The organism is bacterium, assembly GCA_021371935.1.
Lineage (GTDB): Bacteria > Armatimonadota > UBA5829 > UBA5829 > UBA5829 > UBA5829.
The window spans coordinates 273,762-289,068 of record JAJFVF010000012.1 but is presented as its reverse complement, the minus strand read 5'-3'; the positions used below and the strand labels follow the sequence as shown (position 1 = coordinate 289,068).

11 protein-coding genes are annotated in these 15,307 nt (G+C 50.3%); 4 read left to right on the top strand and 7 right to left on the bottom strand.

Annotated elements, in window-relative coordinates:
• Nucleotides 1–71: 71 nt before the first annotated feature.
• The 3 genes from greA (at nt 72) to LLG46_09950 (ending at nt 3,201) form a co-directional block, all read left to right on the top strand.
• A complete protein-coding gene (gene greA, locus LLG46_09960; protein MCE5323624.1) occupies nt 72–554 on the top strand; it encodes a transcription elongation factor GreA in 483 nt (160 codons plus the stop codon).
• A gap of 272 nt (nt 555–826) precedes the next feature.
• Nucleotides 827–2,389, top strand: a complete 1,563-nt coding sequence (lysS, locus tag LLG46_09955; GenBank protein MCE5323623.1) for a lysine--tRNA ligase — start codon at nt 827–829, stop codon at nt 2,387–2,389.
• Nucleotides 2,390–2,418: 29 nt separating this feature from the next.
• The gene (locus LLG46_09950) at nt 2,419–3,201 is read left to right on the top strand and encodes a GNAT family N-acetyltransferase (protein MCE5323622.1); all 783 of its coding nucleotides are present in this window, start codon (nt 2,419–2,421) and stop codon (nt 3,199–3,201) included.
• Nucleotides 3,202–3,231: 30 nt separating this feature from the next.
• Here the strand turns inward: LLG46_09950 and LLG46_09945 are convergent, their stop codons facing one another.
• The 7 genes from LLG46_09945 to LLG46_09915 form a co-directional block, all read right to left on the bottom strand.
• The gene (locus tag LLG46_09945) at nt 3,232–3,942 is read right to left on the bottom strand and encodes an ABC transporter ATP-binding protein (GenBank protein MCE5323621.1); all 711 of its coding nucleotides are present in this window, start codon (nt 3,940–3,942) and stop codon (nt 3,232–3,234) included.
• Between the two features lie 51 nt (nt 3,943–3,993).
• Complete coding sequence (locus tag LLG46_09940) at nt 3,994–5,298, bottom strand: ABC transporter permease (protein ID MCE5323620.1); 1,305 nt, start codon at nt 5,296–5,298, stop codon at nt 3,994–3,996.
• 1 nt (nt 5,299) lies between these two features.
• Nucleotides 5,300–6,709 (bottom strand): efflux RND transporter periplasmic adaptor subunit, encoded by a 1,410-nt coding sequence (locus LLG46_09935; GenBank protein ID MCE5323619.1) that lies wholly within the window; start codon nt 6,707–6,709, stop codon nt 5,300–5,302.
• Complete coding sequence (locus LLG46_09930; GenBank protein MCE5323618.1) at nt 6,706–8,121, bottom strand: TolC family protein; 1,416 nt, start codon at nt 8,119–8,121, stop codon at nt 6,706–6,708. The genes LLG46_09935 and LLG46_09930 overlap by 4 nt, the downstream gene beginning before the upstream one ends.
• A gap of 256 nt (nt 8,122–8,377) precedes the next feature.
• Nucleotides 8,378–9,547 (bottom strand): MFS transporter, encoded by a 1,170-nt coding sequence (locus LLG46_09925; GenBank protein ID MCE5323617.1) that lies wholly within the window; start codon nt 9,545–9,547, stop codon nt 8,378–8,380.
• Between the two features lie 21 nt (nt 9,548–9,568).
• Nucleotides 9,569–12,697: a hypothetical protein gene (locus tag LLG46_09920; GenBank protein MCE5323616.1), complete on the bottom strand. Its 3,129-nt coding sequence runs from the start codon at nt 12,695–12,697 to the stop codon at nt 9,569–9,571.
• Between the two features lie 187 nt (nt 12,698–12,884).
• Nucleotides 12,885–13,343: a YbhB/YbcL family Raf kinase inhibitor-like protein gene (locus LLG46_09915; protein MCE5323615.1), complete on the bottom strand. Its 459-nt coding sequence runs from the start codon at nt 13,341–13,343 to the stop codon at nt 12,885–12,887.
• Nucleotides 13,344–13,568: 225 nt separating this feature from the next.
• Between LLG46_09915 and LLG46_09910 the strand changes: the two genes are divergently transcribed.
• Entirely contained in the window at nt 13,569–15,302 is a 1,734-nt protein-coding gene (locus LLG46_09910) for a lectin like domain-containing protein (protein ID MCE5323614.1), read from the top strand.
• The last annotated feature ends 5 nt before the right edge of the window (nt 15,303–15,307 follow it).

The window sequence follows — 15,307 nt, the reverse complement described above, 5'->3', positions numbered from 1 at the left end:
TAAGTCAAGCACTGACTATAGTCGCATTAGCGCGGTCGGTGCTTGATTGCTTTATCGAGGGGTGATGTCCGATGCAAGCCGAAAGAGAAATTTTGTTGACCGCAGGCGGTCTGAAGAAAATAGAAGATGAACTCAATCAACTGCGAACGGTTGGCCGCAAACGTGTAGCCGAACGTATTCGCGAGTCCATGCAACTGGCAGGCGAACTCAACGACAATTCAGAATACGATGATGCAAAGAATGAGCAGGCCTTTATTGAAGGGCGGATTGACGAACTCAAACAAATACTCGCAACTGCGCGTGTAATTGAGGACATGGATGTGCTCACGGACTGCGTGAGCATCGGTTCAATAGTCAGGGTAAGAGACATGGAAACCAAGGACGATTGGGAATGGACAATCGTCGGCACATTTGAGGCAAACCCGGCAGAGGACCGCATTTCAAACGAGTCACCAGTCGGAGAAGCTCTTATGGGTAAGAAAGTCGGTGATATTGCAGTTGTAGAGATTCCGGCAGGACTTGCAAAGTATGAGATACTGAGCATTCGCAAGTAAGAGGAATTTCCAATAGAACAAGCGAACAAAAACCTGCGGGCTCGCTCCCCGCAGGTTTTTTTGTGCTTATTTATTTCCCTCCAGGTAAGATACCTGGAGGGATAACTAACTATAATGGCAAGTAGTAGACGGAGTCTGGCACTCGGCTCTCTACTCTCCGCTCTGGGCATTTTAGGAATCGTGGCATGAACACTCTCGCGACTGCTCCGCAGCGCTGTTGTGTTCGCCACGAAGGGAACGAAAATGCCCCGCATTTTCGAAGGAGACAGACATTGGAAGAACATTTGATTCCTGAAGACGAACTTATCAAGGCAAGGGTCGAAAAGCTGGAGAAGATGAAATCTCTGGGCAAGGACCCATTCGCTCAAGAAAAGTATGAACGCCGCGCGGCGATAAAATATATTGAGGGCAATGAAAAACGCTTTGAGCCTTACAGCGCTGATGTGATAGCTGTATATGAAGAGAATGAACCTAAAGAAGGTGAAGAGGCAAAGGCAAAAGTTGACGTATCTCTTGCCGGACGAGTTGTCTCTGTTCGGCTGATGGGCAAGGCTGCGTTCGTTCATATTCAGGATCGCAAAGGTAAGATACAGGTCTATCTCAAGAGGGACGATCTCGGAGATGACTACGAGATGGTAAAACTGCTTGACCTGGGAGACTTTATCGGCATAACAGGCTATATGTTCCGCACACGCACCGGTGAGATATCAGTTCACGCCGGGTCGATCACGGTGTTGGTGAAGTCTCTCAGGCCGATACCGTTCGGCAAGGAGAAGGGTGACCAGCACTGGTACGGCCTGCAGGATGTCGAGCAGAGATATCGCCAGAGACACGTCGATCTGGTAACCAACGGCGAGAGCCGAGACACATTTATCAAGCGCACTATGATCGTGCGAGCCATACGTGAGTTCTACGACAACCGCGGATACCTCGAAGTCGAGACGCCGGTGCTGCAGGCAGTGGCGGGCGGCGCGGCGGCCAGGCCGTTTCTGACCTATCACAACGCGCTTGAGCATGAGTTCCACTTGAGAATCTCTCTCGAACTCTATCTCAAGAGGCTGATTGTCGGCGGATTGGAAAAAGTATATGAGATAGGCCGGGTCTTCAGAAATGAAGGCCTTTCGACTCGTCATAACCCTGAGTTCACCCTTCTCGAAAGTTATGAGGCCTATGCGAACCTGGAAGACATGATGAGTCTTTTTGAGGAATTGTTCAACCATATCAGCAAGACACTTTACGATGGGCCTACTATTCCGTATCAGGGTAAGACAATAGATTTCACCGCTCCATGGACCAGAATGCCGATTCTTGAAGGCATAGAGAAGTACTCCGGTGTAAAACCTGATGCATTCGGCAGTCTTCCGAGTGCATTGGCCGCAATGGAGAAGCTGGGACTGCCGACCGAAGGCGAGCATGTGGTCGGCGGCATAATAGAAAAGATATTCGAGAGGTTTGTCGAGCCGAACCTGACACAGCCGACATTTGTGACCGACTTTCCTCTGGAGACCTCTCCACTGGCAAAAAAAGTGCCGGGCAACGAGAAGTTTGTACGCAGGTTTGACCTCTATATAGGCGGCAAGGAGATAGCTCAGGCAAACTCAGAGCTCAACGATCCCATAGATCAGAAAGAGCGGTTTGTGGGTCAGGCTGAAATGCATGCAGAGGGTGATGAAGAGGCGCAGCCTACGGATGATGACTTTGTCAGAGCAATGGAATACGGCATGCCTCCCAACGGCGGGCTGGGCTTTGGTATCGACCGGCTGGTAATGCTCTTTACCGATCAGGATGCTATTCGGGATGTCATTCTCTTCCCACAGATGAAGCCGGAAAAGTAGACAGGCTAGTATAGAAATGGACAAATCAAATGTGTGCAGTTCATTACTCCAATGTTTATGAAAAGTACCTATTCCGAAAAGACGACAACATTGTCACCCCGCGACAAACTATCGTTGCCCAGATGGAAACATTAGCTGCTGGAAATTTTCTTTCTGTAAGTCCACGGATAGTCATGGATTTGAAAGCATCTTGGAGAAGATGCATAATCAAGTATGATCCGCAACTTATGGGATTTATAAATAGTATCCCTAGCTTGCCATACTCTGCCCATAAATTGCTAGAACTTGGGATGCATATCTTATTGGAAGAATATTGCAGGCGAGAGTTCTCTGCTCAATCATACGAACTACTGGCAGATCAGAAATTCTACTGCACACCCCGTATCCTCAAGAAACAAGATCAAGAAGGCATATGCGAAGTAACTTCTGGTAACATCGATGAAATTTTGCATGAGCTGGTTCCTGGTATTGCCGATAAACCGGAGTATGTAACTGGCGGAGACATCTTAAGCGCAGGACCAGCGTTTGCATGGTATCAAAATGGCAAGCCAGTTGGTTTTGCGGGGACTCATTCTTCCTATATGAGTGAAAGAGTTGGTAACATAGGAATGGTCTTTGTTACAGAGCGCTATCGCGGTAACGGCGCTGCAAAACGCTTAGTTGCTGCTGTAGCTGATAGGTTGCTGAAAGCGGGACGTATGCCGGTGTATGGCTGCTCTGTTTATAACCCGGCGTCAATTAAAACAGCCTTAGGTGCTGGATTCAAGCTGGCTGGTTATACAATTCGACTTTTTATACCTCGAGGTGTGTAAATACCGATACTGTTGCCTCTGGTCTGTGACCTACTGCTTGCTCATTTCTCTTGTCTTTGCAATAAGCTGGTTTTCTACAATCTCATCCGACTCCAGCAGTCCGTCTCGAAATCGCAGTATTCTCTTGCAGTGCTGGGCTATGTCAGGCTCATGAGTCACGATGACGACGGTTTTTCCGGCATTGTTGAGGCTCTGGAATATAGCCATTATCTCCTCACCGGTAGTGGTGTCGAGGTTGCCTGTAGGCTCATCGCCGAACATCACGGGCGGGTCGTTCACCAGTGCGCGAGCAATGGCTACACGCTGCTGCTCACCACCAGAGAGCTGCATGGGAGTATGGTGAATGCGTCCGGCCAACCCTACGGAGTCGAGAGCCAGTCTGGCGTATTTTCTGTCTCTGGGCTCGGAAGAATACATCATCGGCAGCATTGTGTTCTTGAGCGCCGACATTTTTGGCAGAAGGTTAAAACTCTGGAAGACGAAACCAATCTTGCGGTTTCTGACATGCGCGCGCTGTGCGTCGCTGAGTTTGCTTGCATCTGTTCCGTCGAGCATATATGTGCCGGAGGTGGGTCTGTCCAGACATCCGATTATGTTCATGAGTGTCGATTTACCCGAACCGGACGGTCCCATGATCGCCACAAACTCTCCCGGCTCCACACCAAACGAGACGCCCCTGAGCGCAGGCACTTCCACGCTGCCTATTTTATATGTCTTTTTCAGGTTCTTAACTTCAATCAGAGGCATTTTACACCCCAAATAATAGATATCAAATCTAAAATGATAAATGAGTTAGCCGTATCTAAGGGCTTCAATCGGATCGACCATTGCAGCCCTGACTGCAGGGTATAGTCCGAAGACGACTCCGACAATGGCTGATACGCCAAATGAGACGACAATCGCTTGAGTAGAGACTATGGTGCGCCAGTCGGCATAAATTGAGATGGCGTGTGCTCCACCAATGCCAAGCGCAACACCTATCAGGCCGCCAAGACAAGTAATGACCAGCGCTTCGAGCATAAACTGCCGCACAATGTCCCATCTGGTCGCGCCTATGCATCGGCGAACCCCTATCTCACGCGTGCGCTGGCTGACAGTGGCGAGCATGATGTTCATGATGCCGATGCCGCCCACAAGCAGCGATATACCGGCGATCGCAGCCATTACAATGTTGAATATTCGCTGTGTCTGCTGACTTTGATGGAGCAGTTCGGCTGGAATGATGATCTCATAATCACGTATCCCGCAGTGCCCTCTGTTCATCACGGACCTGATAACCGATGCAGTCTGCACTGCCGCATCTTCTCCATCGAGCTGAACGATGATCTCGGAAATGGTGCTGTCGGAGAGGCTGTGTCGACTGTTCATCTTACCTATCATTGCTCTGAGAGTGGATATGTTGGCAGGCACCGCTTGTTGAGAAAACATCTGATAGTCGCTGAAAGATATAGTTATAGGAATATAGATGTCTGAGTTTAGATCGCGGAGAGCCGAAAATGCCTTGGCCGAACCGACCTCCTTTGCATCCATAAGCCCAACAACTCTAAAAATGCGGTTTTGTATTTTGACTGTTTTGCCTATGGGATCGTCAAAGCCAAAAAGCTCTCGCTTGGCTGCAGCTCCCAGAACACAGACCGGTGTGTTCTCTTTGATATCCTGATCCATTAAAAACCTTCCGCGCAGAAGTTTGGAGCGGGTCGCTTTATCATAGCCTGCAGTGGTGCCCACCACCTTCACAGGAACCGCCTCCTCACCGACCCTCACATCGGCAAATACTTCACGCAGGGGCACCACTCGCCGCGCATAATCACACACCTGCCTTATGCTGCCGACATCAGAATACTTTAGACCGAAAGGTGAGCGTTCCTCAGCTTTTTGCAGGAGTTCTCCGGCAATTGTGGCTCGCTTTACATGCACTACATCGATCCCCATCAGCTTGATCTGATCCAGTGCTTCCTGTTTGGCTCCCTCACCTATCGAGACCATAGCGATTACTGCCGCCACACCGAAAATCACGCCGAGCATGGTCAGCATCGAGCGCAGCTTGTGCGATAGAAGCTCGGTGAGACCGGTATGTATGGCATCGAAAATACCCATCTCAGTCCCCAGACCCTCCCGGAAGTGGAGCAGGTTTCTTTTTTTCTTTTTGTTTCTCTTTCTTTGCACCGGGACCTTTGGCGCCTGATTCCTGCTGGTCGAGAGGTTTGGTCGGATCACGTAGAGCAATGACCCGGCCCGCTTTCAGACCCTTAGTTATACAGATGAAGTTGTCGTTGTGCTTGCCGGTCTTGACACGTGTCATGACGTAACGTTTGCCATCTTTCACGAAGACATATGTCTTGCCGCTGCGCTCCACTACCGATTCAATGGGCACAAATATCGCTTTCTTTTGAGAGTCACAGATAAACTCTGCATCTGCGCTCATGCCAGGCTTTATCGTCTTGGGATCGTTCTCCTTGACGGTTATGACGACCTCGAAGTTCTTACGACCCGGTGTATCGCCTTCCCATACGTTGGACTCGACCGCCAGGCTGGATATTTCTTTTACCGTGCCGTGGAATACCTTATCGGGTATAGCTTCCAGCCTTATCAAGACAGGCAGACCAAGCCTGAGCTTTGGCGCATCAGATTCGCCGACTTGCAGCCTTACCTGCATACTCGACAGGTCAGGCAACTGGCAGACTATCTGCCGTGGACGCAGAGAATCGCCCTCTTTGAGCTTCCGACGACCATCGGCGGTCCAGTCTTTTGAGATTACCACCATACCCGCCGAGGGTGCAGTAATCACCGCTTTTTTAATCCGACCTTGCACTTCTTCCAGACTTGCCTTTGACATGTTTGCGGTAAACTCTTTGTTGCGCACATCCGCTTCTTTTTGCGTCTGCTTGTTTGCTACTTCTTTTCTCTTTAGTTCGAGAGTCATCTCGCCTTTCTTGACCGTCAAATCCTTGGAGCGAAGGTCCATCTCTGCCTGGTCAACCTGATCTCGGGCTATCAGCTTTTCTTCAGCCAAATGCACCTTTTTCTTTAACTGCTCATTGGCGCGTTCTCGCTCGCTCTTGTTGAAATCCAGATCAGCCTGCTGCTGCTCCACTTCCGTCTCGTTGGACTTGGCCAGTATCTCCATCTCGGACTTGACTCTCTTGACATCGGCCAGAGCGTTTTGATAATTCAACTCCTGAGTCTTGGCATCGCGCTCGATTTCGGATGTATCCAATTGAACAAGCTTGTCCCCAGGTGAGACCACTGTGCCTTCGGGGGCAAGATAGATGATCTTTCCATTCACTTCGTTGACAATCGGAACGGAATTCTCAGCTTCAAGAGTCCCAATTTCATGGAAGCTGATCGTGAAATCACCGGCTTTGACTTTTGCGGTGGGGACAAATGCCTCCGTCTTTTTCGGAACCATATACTGCCTGTAGAGCGGCACACCCCAATACTGCGCGGCAAAAATTATGGCCACCAGCATAAATGTTCTGCCTGTCCAAAGTTTTATCTGCTGTTTCATCTGCCCCCCATCCCCGTCAGGTCTTCGCCCATGGCGGCTTTCAGATTTACCGCCGCAAGGTATAGAGATACTTTCGCAGAAACAAGTGAGTTTTGGACGCCTGTGAGGTCTTCCTGAGCATTCAAGACCTCCTGGTTGTCCGTAAGACCCTCGTCTACTCGTATCTGAGCCATGCGCAGGTTGTCCTCAGCCACAGCGAGGTTCTGTCCATAAATGTCTACAGTCGTCTTTGCCTGCTGCAGGTCCCGATATGCGTCTCTGACTTGCTGGGCAATCTGTTCCATCTCAAAGACCCGCATTCTGCGAGTTGTCTGCAAGTTCGTCTCAGCCATTTTGTGTCTTTCGACCAGTGACCGCTTGTCCAAAGGCACTGAATACTCCAAACCAGCCACAAGATCACCGTTATTCCAAAGGGAGTGCGACAGCAGCCCCGTGTCATCAGATGACGAATAAAAGCTTGCAACAAGGTCCAGTCCCGGCTTCAGGTTGTCCTTAGCCATAGCCAGAGTGCGAGACAGATCGGAAAGCCTGGTGTCATACACATCAAGCTCCGCTCGATTTTTGAGCGCCTTTTCCATCGCAGTGGCCAGATCGGGCAGATCACCGAGCGAGTCCGGTTCCGGGATCGGCTCAGTAAGCTCCGGCTTTTTGCCGACACCGGAGCCTATTGCAACCATTAGCGAATCAAGAGATGCCTCGGCCTTTTGTTTTTGCACGTTAAGCTCGTTTCGAGTTTGCGCGACCCTTATCTCAGCCCGCGATGCCTCAACTTCAGCGACAAGCCCTTCGGCTGCACGCTTTGTAGCCCCATCAGCTACCGCCTTGGCAATCTCAAGCGCCTGTTCCCGCACTTTCACCTGCTCGCGCGCAAGCACTGCGCTGTAATATGCCTGCACAACAGACTGTACAGTCGACTGAGTGGTAAGGTATAATTCTTTCTCTTCTATGGAAGCGTTGCTGCGCGCTCCAAGCACCTCGTTGGATTTCGATGAGAGCAAGCCCTTGCCTTTTCCTAACGGATGCTGCAGGTAGAGCAAGACAGTACTTGTGTTGTCTCCGGAGGCCATTGGAGTCAGACTGAGAGAAGCTCGCGTACCTGACAAATTCACATAGTCGACATTGCCAAAAAGGTTGCTCGACCGGCTTTTGTAACCGGAGGAACGCTCAACAAAGGATGTGGTGCCCAAGTCGATACTTGTATTGATGTTGGCAATTTTAAGACTGGCAAGTGAGTTCGACCGCGAGTCTCTGGCACTCTGCAAACTTGCATTGCTTCGCAGAGCCATGGCAACGGCATCCGCCAATGAAAGCTTATCCGGAGTTTCGTCGCCAATAGCTGCAATGCACCCAAACAGGAAAATCAACGATAGCGCGGCAACTGCAAAACGCATATATGTGAAAAACCGAGTCATTTCGCTTCCTTTGTAGATATGAAACTACAGATTGGTAAAACCCAGCGATGCGGCACTTCCAAAATATAAGATGCTCGAAAACCGTAAATTGTTCAGCATGTCAGAATTTTTTATAGTAATACATCTCAGATTTGTGTGAGGTTGGTTATCCCATCTAGCCCTAGACGTTTTCCATGTGCCTGTAATTACCGTTTTTGTCACCTTGCCTACATGGCTCATGTGCTGTGGATGCGGTACTGGATAGTACAGTCAATCATCAGTCCAAACGTCTTCTGAGCCGGGAGAATAGAAGAGTATTGATAATCAGCGCCGCAAGACATATGCACAGCGCACAGCGCATACTGGAAGCATCGGCAACTCTGCCTACAAGCGGAGATGCTACAGCACTTCCCAGTGAGCCTGCGGCTGCCAAAATCCCTATCACACCGCCCGATTGCGCCGGATATGCCCCGCCTGCACAGCTCATGATTGTAGGCCATACCGGACCCATGCACAGCCCGAAGAGGAATATCATAGTCATCGACGAAGCAACAGTGTGCGTATTCAACAAAACAGCCTCACAAACGGATGCCAGAATAAGGCATACACCGATCAGCTTGATGTCTGAGATGCGCCTGGAAACCATTGTCGCCGAAGCTCTTCCTGCACCTATGCCAAACCAGAACACGGCAATAGAAGCCGCTGCTACCGGCGCTGCGGCGCGTATATCCGAGGTCAGATAAGCAGCCAGCCAGTTTGCGGTGCCTGCTTCGGCGCTCACATATAACAAAATTCCTATCCCCAGCCAGATTACGAGCGGGTCTTTAATCACGGCCCGCCAATCACCGCCCTCAGTCTCTGAGTTGACCGGCAAATCTCTATGAAAGGCCAGCGTCACAAGCGCTGTCATGCCGGCCAGAACGCAAATACCTGCCGCTCCCCAAAAAGCCGCTTGCCAGTCTATACCTGCTCGCAAAATGCGCGCGGTCACGGCTGGTCCGATAACTGCGCCGGCAGCAAACGCCACCTGGCCGAGGTTTGTCATGGCTCTGCGTTTCGCGCCCATATACAAATCAGCGACCAATGCAGTCCCCAGACCCTCTGTAAGCCCCGCTCCGATACCGGCAATAGATATAGCTACCAGCGCTATGTTGAAACTATCCGCACGGGCAAACATGACCATGCCGACGGCCATGCACACTCCGCCCAAAGCAATGGGAGGTATTTTACCGATTCGGTCTCCGTAATGCCCGCCTACTATGACCGCAGCCAGAAACGCCAGCATAAGCAGACGGAATATCCACCCGAGCTGGGTTACCGAGACTCCAAAAGACCGCTTGATTTCCATTATGGCCGCAGGCACGACTGTTACGATGACGGCACATGCAAATATGCTTGCGAACGCTGCCGCGGTCGCAAGCTGCTTATATCCTGTGTATTGCTTCAACTAAAACTCCCAAACTGCCTTTCAAAAGCTGATTATCTCAATCCCACCGAGCAGACCATATGGGAATAAATTTATCTGCTCCCGCAGAATTTTGTCGTCTTCAAATGCCTCCGGGCTGCACCATATATTGTCTTCACCAATCTGTTCATGTAACGGTCCCCATGCATTTTGCAGGCTGGAGACCACTTCTATATCCAGAAGATTCTTGCCCGACCGAACAAACGGTGTCAGATCGACCTCATATGGCCGCCAGAGTATTTTGTCTGCCTCCTTACCGTTCACATGGACTTTATAGAGAGTGCCCGACGGCCTGAGGAGCCGCACAAACACATGGCTGTCTCTTTCTGCAAAAAACTCTGCTTTGTAGATCATTCGACCCGTATAGAACGGGTAGCCTTGATCCGTCCAGGTTCCAACCTTGAGTTTAGACGGTTCAGCGACTATCTTACCTCGGCACGGATCGGCCATGGCGACGCCGAAGTCGCCGACAATATAAGCCGACTCGACTTCAGTCATAAAATCATAGTCGAGTGCAAAGTCCATCACATTCTCACCCTGCTTCACAAACTGGGTGATTTCGACTTTACCAAAGGCTCTGTCCCAGTGCCAGCTCTTGTTACCGATATCGACAGCCGCGCCGTTTACAGTGAGGCTGCCCTTCTCGATATCTTCTATCACCGCAAATGACTTGGACTTATCCAGATCGCTGGTGAATTTGTATCGCAGGACTATCTTGCCGCCTTTGCCGTCAAAGAGGTGCTTGCGGACGGCAACCCATGGCTGCCACTCCAGGGCAGGGGCAGTGCCAAAGTGGTTTGCAATACTCTTGCGAACCCGATACTCCAAATCCTCTGGTCCAAATGACTTGCCGCCATCGTATGAGACACTGATGCGGTCGAGCACCAGCACATTTTCTTCTGTGCGCTCAAAGTCGAACTCGCCGTCAAAGATCGTCATACTCACCGACTCGTCGTGCTCGTGCTCCTCATATTCATCATCTTCAATCTCGCACGGTTTGATATACCCTCCAAGTGTGAGCAGCAGAGAACCGCATGGCGGCAGAGATATTTCCGCCCGCAGATCATCCCCAAGCACCATCGGCTCGGCAGACTCGCATTCTCCCGTTAAGGCATCCCACTCGGCAAGGTGTTTGTCTGCAGCGTTCTTAAAGGTGATGATGTAGTTCCTGGCATCGTCACGACTGGAGTTTATGATGAAAACAATCTCTTGGTCGCCGTCAATCCGCCTGTGGATGTATGTATCGGGCACGAATCTGCCGTCCATATCCGTGATTGCAAATGAACATGGAGCTATCTCAGCTATCGTCTCCTGAATTTCGCGGACCGAGCATGGCAGCGACCATACATTGGGCATCCCGGCAAGCTCTTTCCACTGATCACTTGCTTCTTCGCAATCTAGTTCAGTCGGAAGTTTTCCAAGCATGACTATCCTGCCGCCGTTAGCACTAAACCGCTTGAGCAGATCAAATGTCTTGGGCCGCCATGTAGTTGACGGAGGCACAACCACAGTCTTATAGCTCATCTCGCCGATAACAAAATTATCGCCGGCAACGCTGCCCATATCTTCGATATAGCCCTCATCGCCCAGGTCGCAGTCCCGGCCAGTTACCAGAATCGCATCGAGGGCTTTACGCAAATGCATATCCAGATCATCTGCGACCTGCAGGTCTTCCGTCGGCAGATCAAGCGGCACCCTCTGAGTATTGGCTGAAGCGCATACGCGAGACTCCACACCAATCCTCCGTGCAGCCGTGGCACTGTCGACAGGGTGGAGCATTACGATATCGACTGCAGGTCTGCCCTGAGTTAGAGCATATGCGGTTCGCGTGAAGTAATCGTTGAGAGGATTGAGTTCATTCCAATATGTCTGCTGATAGTTCCACACAGGCGGAAAGTCGCGCTTGCGGCGTCCTTTTGCACAATACCAGGTCAGATGAGGCACAAAGAAATTGGCGCCGAGCGCAAGGTCAAAGTCACCGAGCCACTTGAAATCCTCAAATGTGTTTGTGTGTCGGCTCACACCGAATATCTCATCCAGAACACGTTTTCGCCCGAGCTGGCGCGCCGCTGAGGAGACCTGCTTGACCGTTAAAAGCATGCCCTCGCCAGTCTTAAAACCTTTGACCTGTCTGCAGAGGTGGTCTATGCCTGGCGCATGCTGATAGCGATAGTGACCCATGATCGAGCCCGCATTGTATCTTATCTGATCCTTTATAGTATCTTCGGGCACGTAATGGCCGGTGTGCTCTATGCCGTGCTCATCACACCAGTCGAATATCTGCTTTGAATAGGCCTCCAAGAACTGCCTGTTGATCGCCCGATACACAAGCAGCCTTATCTTTCTTGATTCTGCTCCGTCAAAAAACAGGAATGGCAGGTCAAGCTCGAAATTTCTACCCATCCACTTTTCGTAAAGCTCGGGAATGCCATCGTACCACGGCAGGCTGGTTGGTGAATAAGCGATCTGGGGTTCGTCTGTAAATATGCCCGGTATCGTCTTGCCGAACTCATCACCAAGCTCCCTGGCATAGACTTCATGCGTAAGGTTGATAAACTCGCGCATGGCCTCGGGGTTGAGCAGGTTTGCATACGACTCACCGCTCCACCAGCCTGTCTTGGGAGAATATGAGCGGATCATGAAGAGCCGTTCAAACTCTCTGCAACCGTCTATACGGTCGAGTGGAACGGACTCGAAGTCATTCAAAGCGAGTCCTTTTCGGCACTTTATGGCGTAGCAATACTTGATGGCCTGGTCATCATTGATGTCGGGATCATCCTCACCCGCAGCGACAAGGTAAGCCAAAAGATGGGCCGCCCGATATTCATCTTTCTTGCCGGCCACCTGCCCGCCTGCGTTGCCGCTAGGCCAGAGGTCCTCATCGTAGAGCCAAAGATAACCGCCGTTGCCCTTGGCAGCTTTAATGGCTGCGCGCATGGTCTCGAACCATTCGTCGCTCATATAGTCTGTCAGAAGACCATGTCGTGAGTGAAAAAAGCCGCCGGATAGCCCGACGCCGATCATATCCGTTATCTGTCGTGCAGCCTCTTCAGGCGAAATGGCACTGTTTATCGCCCAAAATGGCGCTGGCCTGAGTATTTTATCGGGGTTTGCAAAGCCCTGTCTGTCCAAATTGATTCCTCCGGTTATTGCATTCTCTCTGATCTTCTTATTCTTTACCGGTCATAGACCTCCTGCATTTGCCGGTTTAGCCCGCATTATTCACGAGAAACGTGAATAATGCTCTCGTAGACCCGTATTATGCGCTTCACGCACAATCCGGGTTAGGTGATGAAAAAATCGGAGGATATCGATAGACTCAATGGCTGAATCTTCCCATCAATGTACCTTCAGCCAACACATGGCCTTTCATAGCTTCCAAGAGCTGAGACTTGGTCACACTATCGCTCAGTTTGAGTTGGGTGTCGAGCGCGTAGACCTTGAAGTAGTATCTATGTGTGCCGCTTGGAGGACAGGGTCCCTGATAGCCGATTTTGCCCGAGCTGTTGACCCCTTGGGATGCTCCGCTTGAAAGATGCTTTTCATTCGGTACCGCTTCGGGCAACTCATTCATATTTGCGGGCAGATTATAGAGCACCCAATGGACCCATGTGCCCATGGGCGCATCAGGGTCATCGGCAATAAGAGCCATTGTTTTTGCTGTGCTTGGCACCTTGGTCCAGGCGAGAGGTGGAGAAATATCCGAGCCTTTGCATGTGTATTTGGAAGGGATAGGCTCTCCTTCCCTAAACGCAGTGCTGGTGACCTGGATTGTCATAACCTTGTCTCCAGTTTTACCGGCGGCAACAATATTCATTCTTTTACATGAGCACAAAGCCGCGGTGATTATAAAAATCCATATCATCCTTCGCACACTAACTTCCCCCTTTCATTTATCTATAAACAATCGGTCAGGTCTTGACAAAATAAAATACCCGGGCTAGATTACGTTTGAACGTATTCAGTGTGGAACAATTATATCAAACCCTACAAGGACAAACGCATGATAATCATAAGGTTACTGATATTGGTCATCTGGTCTTTTACGACTGTGGCTGCATTCGGTGCGCCCACTCTATCTGTTAAGGTTAATCAGCAGCCAAGGCATTCGCTTGCCCCAATGAACCCACGGTTCATCGAACATATCAACAAGCATGGTTCTGTTAGTGCACTGAATACTGCTGGTTTGGAATCCGGCGCCGACACACCCGGCCTGGGTCTTGTTCCAGAGCCATTCATATTACCCGCGCCAAGCCGCAAAGTATCAATATTGGGTGAGTTATCATCGTCTCTTCCTACGTATTATGACCTTCGCACGACGGGCAAGCTTACATCCGTAAAAAACCAAGGCTCATGCGGAAGCTGCTGGGCATTTGCAGCTCTCGGCTCAATAGAATCGTATCTTATGCCGGGTGAAATATGGGACTTCTCCGAAAATAATATGAAAAACAATCATGGTTTTGACTATACATGCTGCTATGGCGGCAACAGAGTGATGGCAGCGGCATATCTTGCAAGATGGGACGGTCCATTACTTGAAACAGAAGACCCATACACAACCGCTTGTATATCAACATCGGGGTTCTCGCCAAAAAAACATGTGCAGGATGTGATCTTCCTGCCGGACCGGACCAGTTCCACGGATAACGACGCAATAAAAAATGCAATCATAAACTACGGTGCCGTCTACACTACGTTTTACTGGAGCAGCAGCTACTATAAATCTACAACCACGTCATATTACTGCTCGGCATCCATCGAACCCAATCATGCAGTCTGCATTGTCGGGTGGAATGATTACTACCCGGCAAGTAATTTTTTGAGCACGCCGGGCGGTGACGGCGCATTTCTGATAAAGAACAGTTGGGGGACAAGCTGGGGAGATGTGGGGTATTTCTGGATATCGTATTATGATGCCAATATGGGAAAGGCGTATAGCTCAAGTGTTTCAAATGAAAACGCTGTGTTTCTTGCTGGTTCTCCCGATGAATACGATACACAATACTCTTATGATACTCTTGGTTTAGTCAGCATGGTCGGTTACGGCAGCAACACGGCATGGGCCGCTATGGTCTTTTACGCCGACTCCGACAGTGTCCTGCGCGCAGCGGCCTGGTATGCCTTAAAAGACAGCACAAGTTACGAACTCAGAATCTACGAAAGCCCGACATCAAAACCTACATCAGGAACACTCGTGACTTCCCAAACCGGGACCATATTGGCAGCCGGTTACCACACAATCGCACTCAATACGCCGGTGCTGTTGACAGCGGGAACAAAGTATTCGTGTGTTGTGAAACTGACCACGCCGGGATACAACTATCCAATAGGTTTTGAATATCCCTATGCGGGCTACTCAAGCGCGGCTACGGCTAACTCAGGTGAAACCTACATAAGCAGCACTGGAAACACATGGACCGATATGACGTCAGTGACAGCCAATGCAAGTGCATGCCTCAAGGCATTCGCATCCAATCCTGTAATTGCATCCGTCAGAAATGTCAAGGCAATTGCGGACGGTTCGTATGTGCGACTGGATGATGTGGTTGTTTCGGCGATTTATGGCGACTGCATCTATGTCCAGGACCCAACTATTCCCACAGGGATCAGAGTTGATGCCGACGGCACCAGCCTTTCATTGGGTCAATCCGTGACTGTGGTCGGAACACTCGGCACATATAAGCCTGACGGCACTCACCCGGCTGAACGCGAGATAACCTCTGCCAGCGTATATTAAGTTGA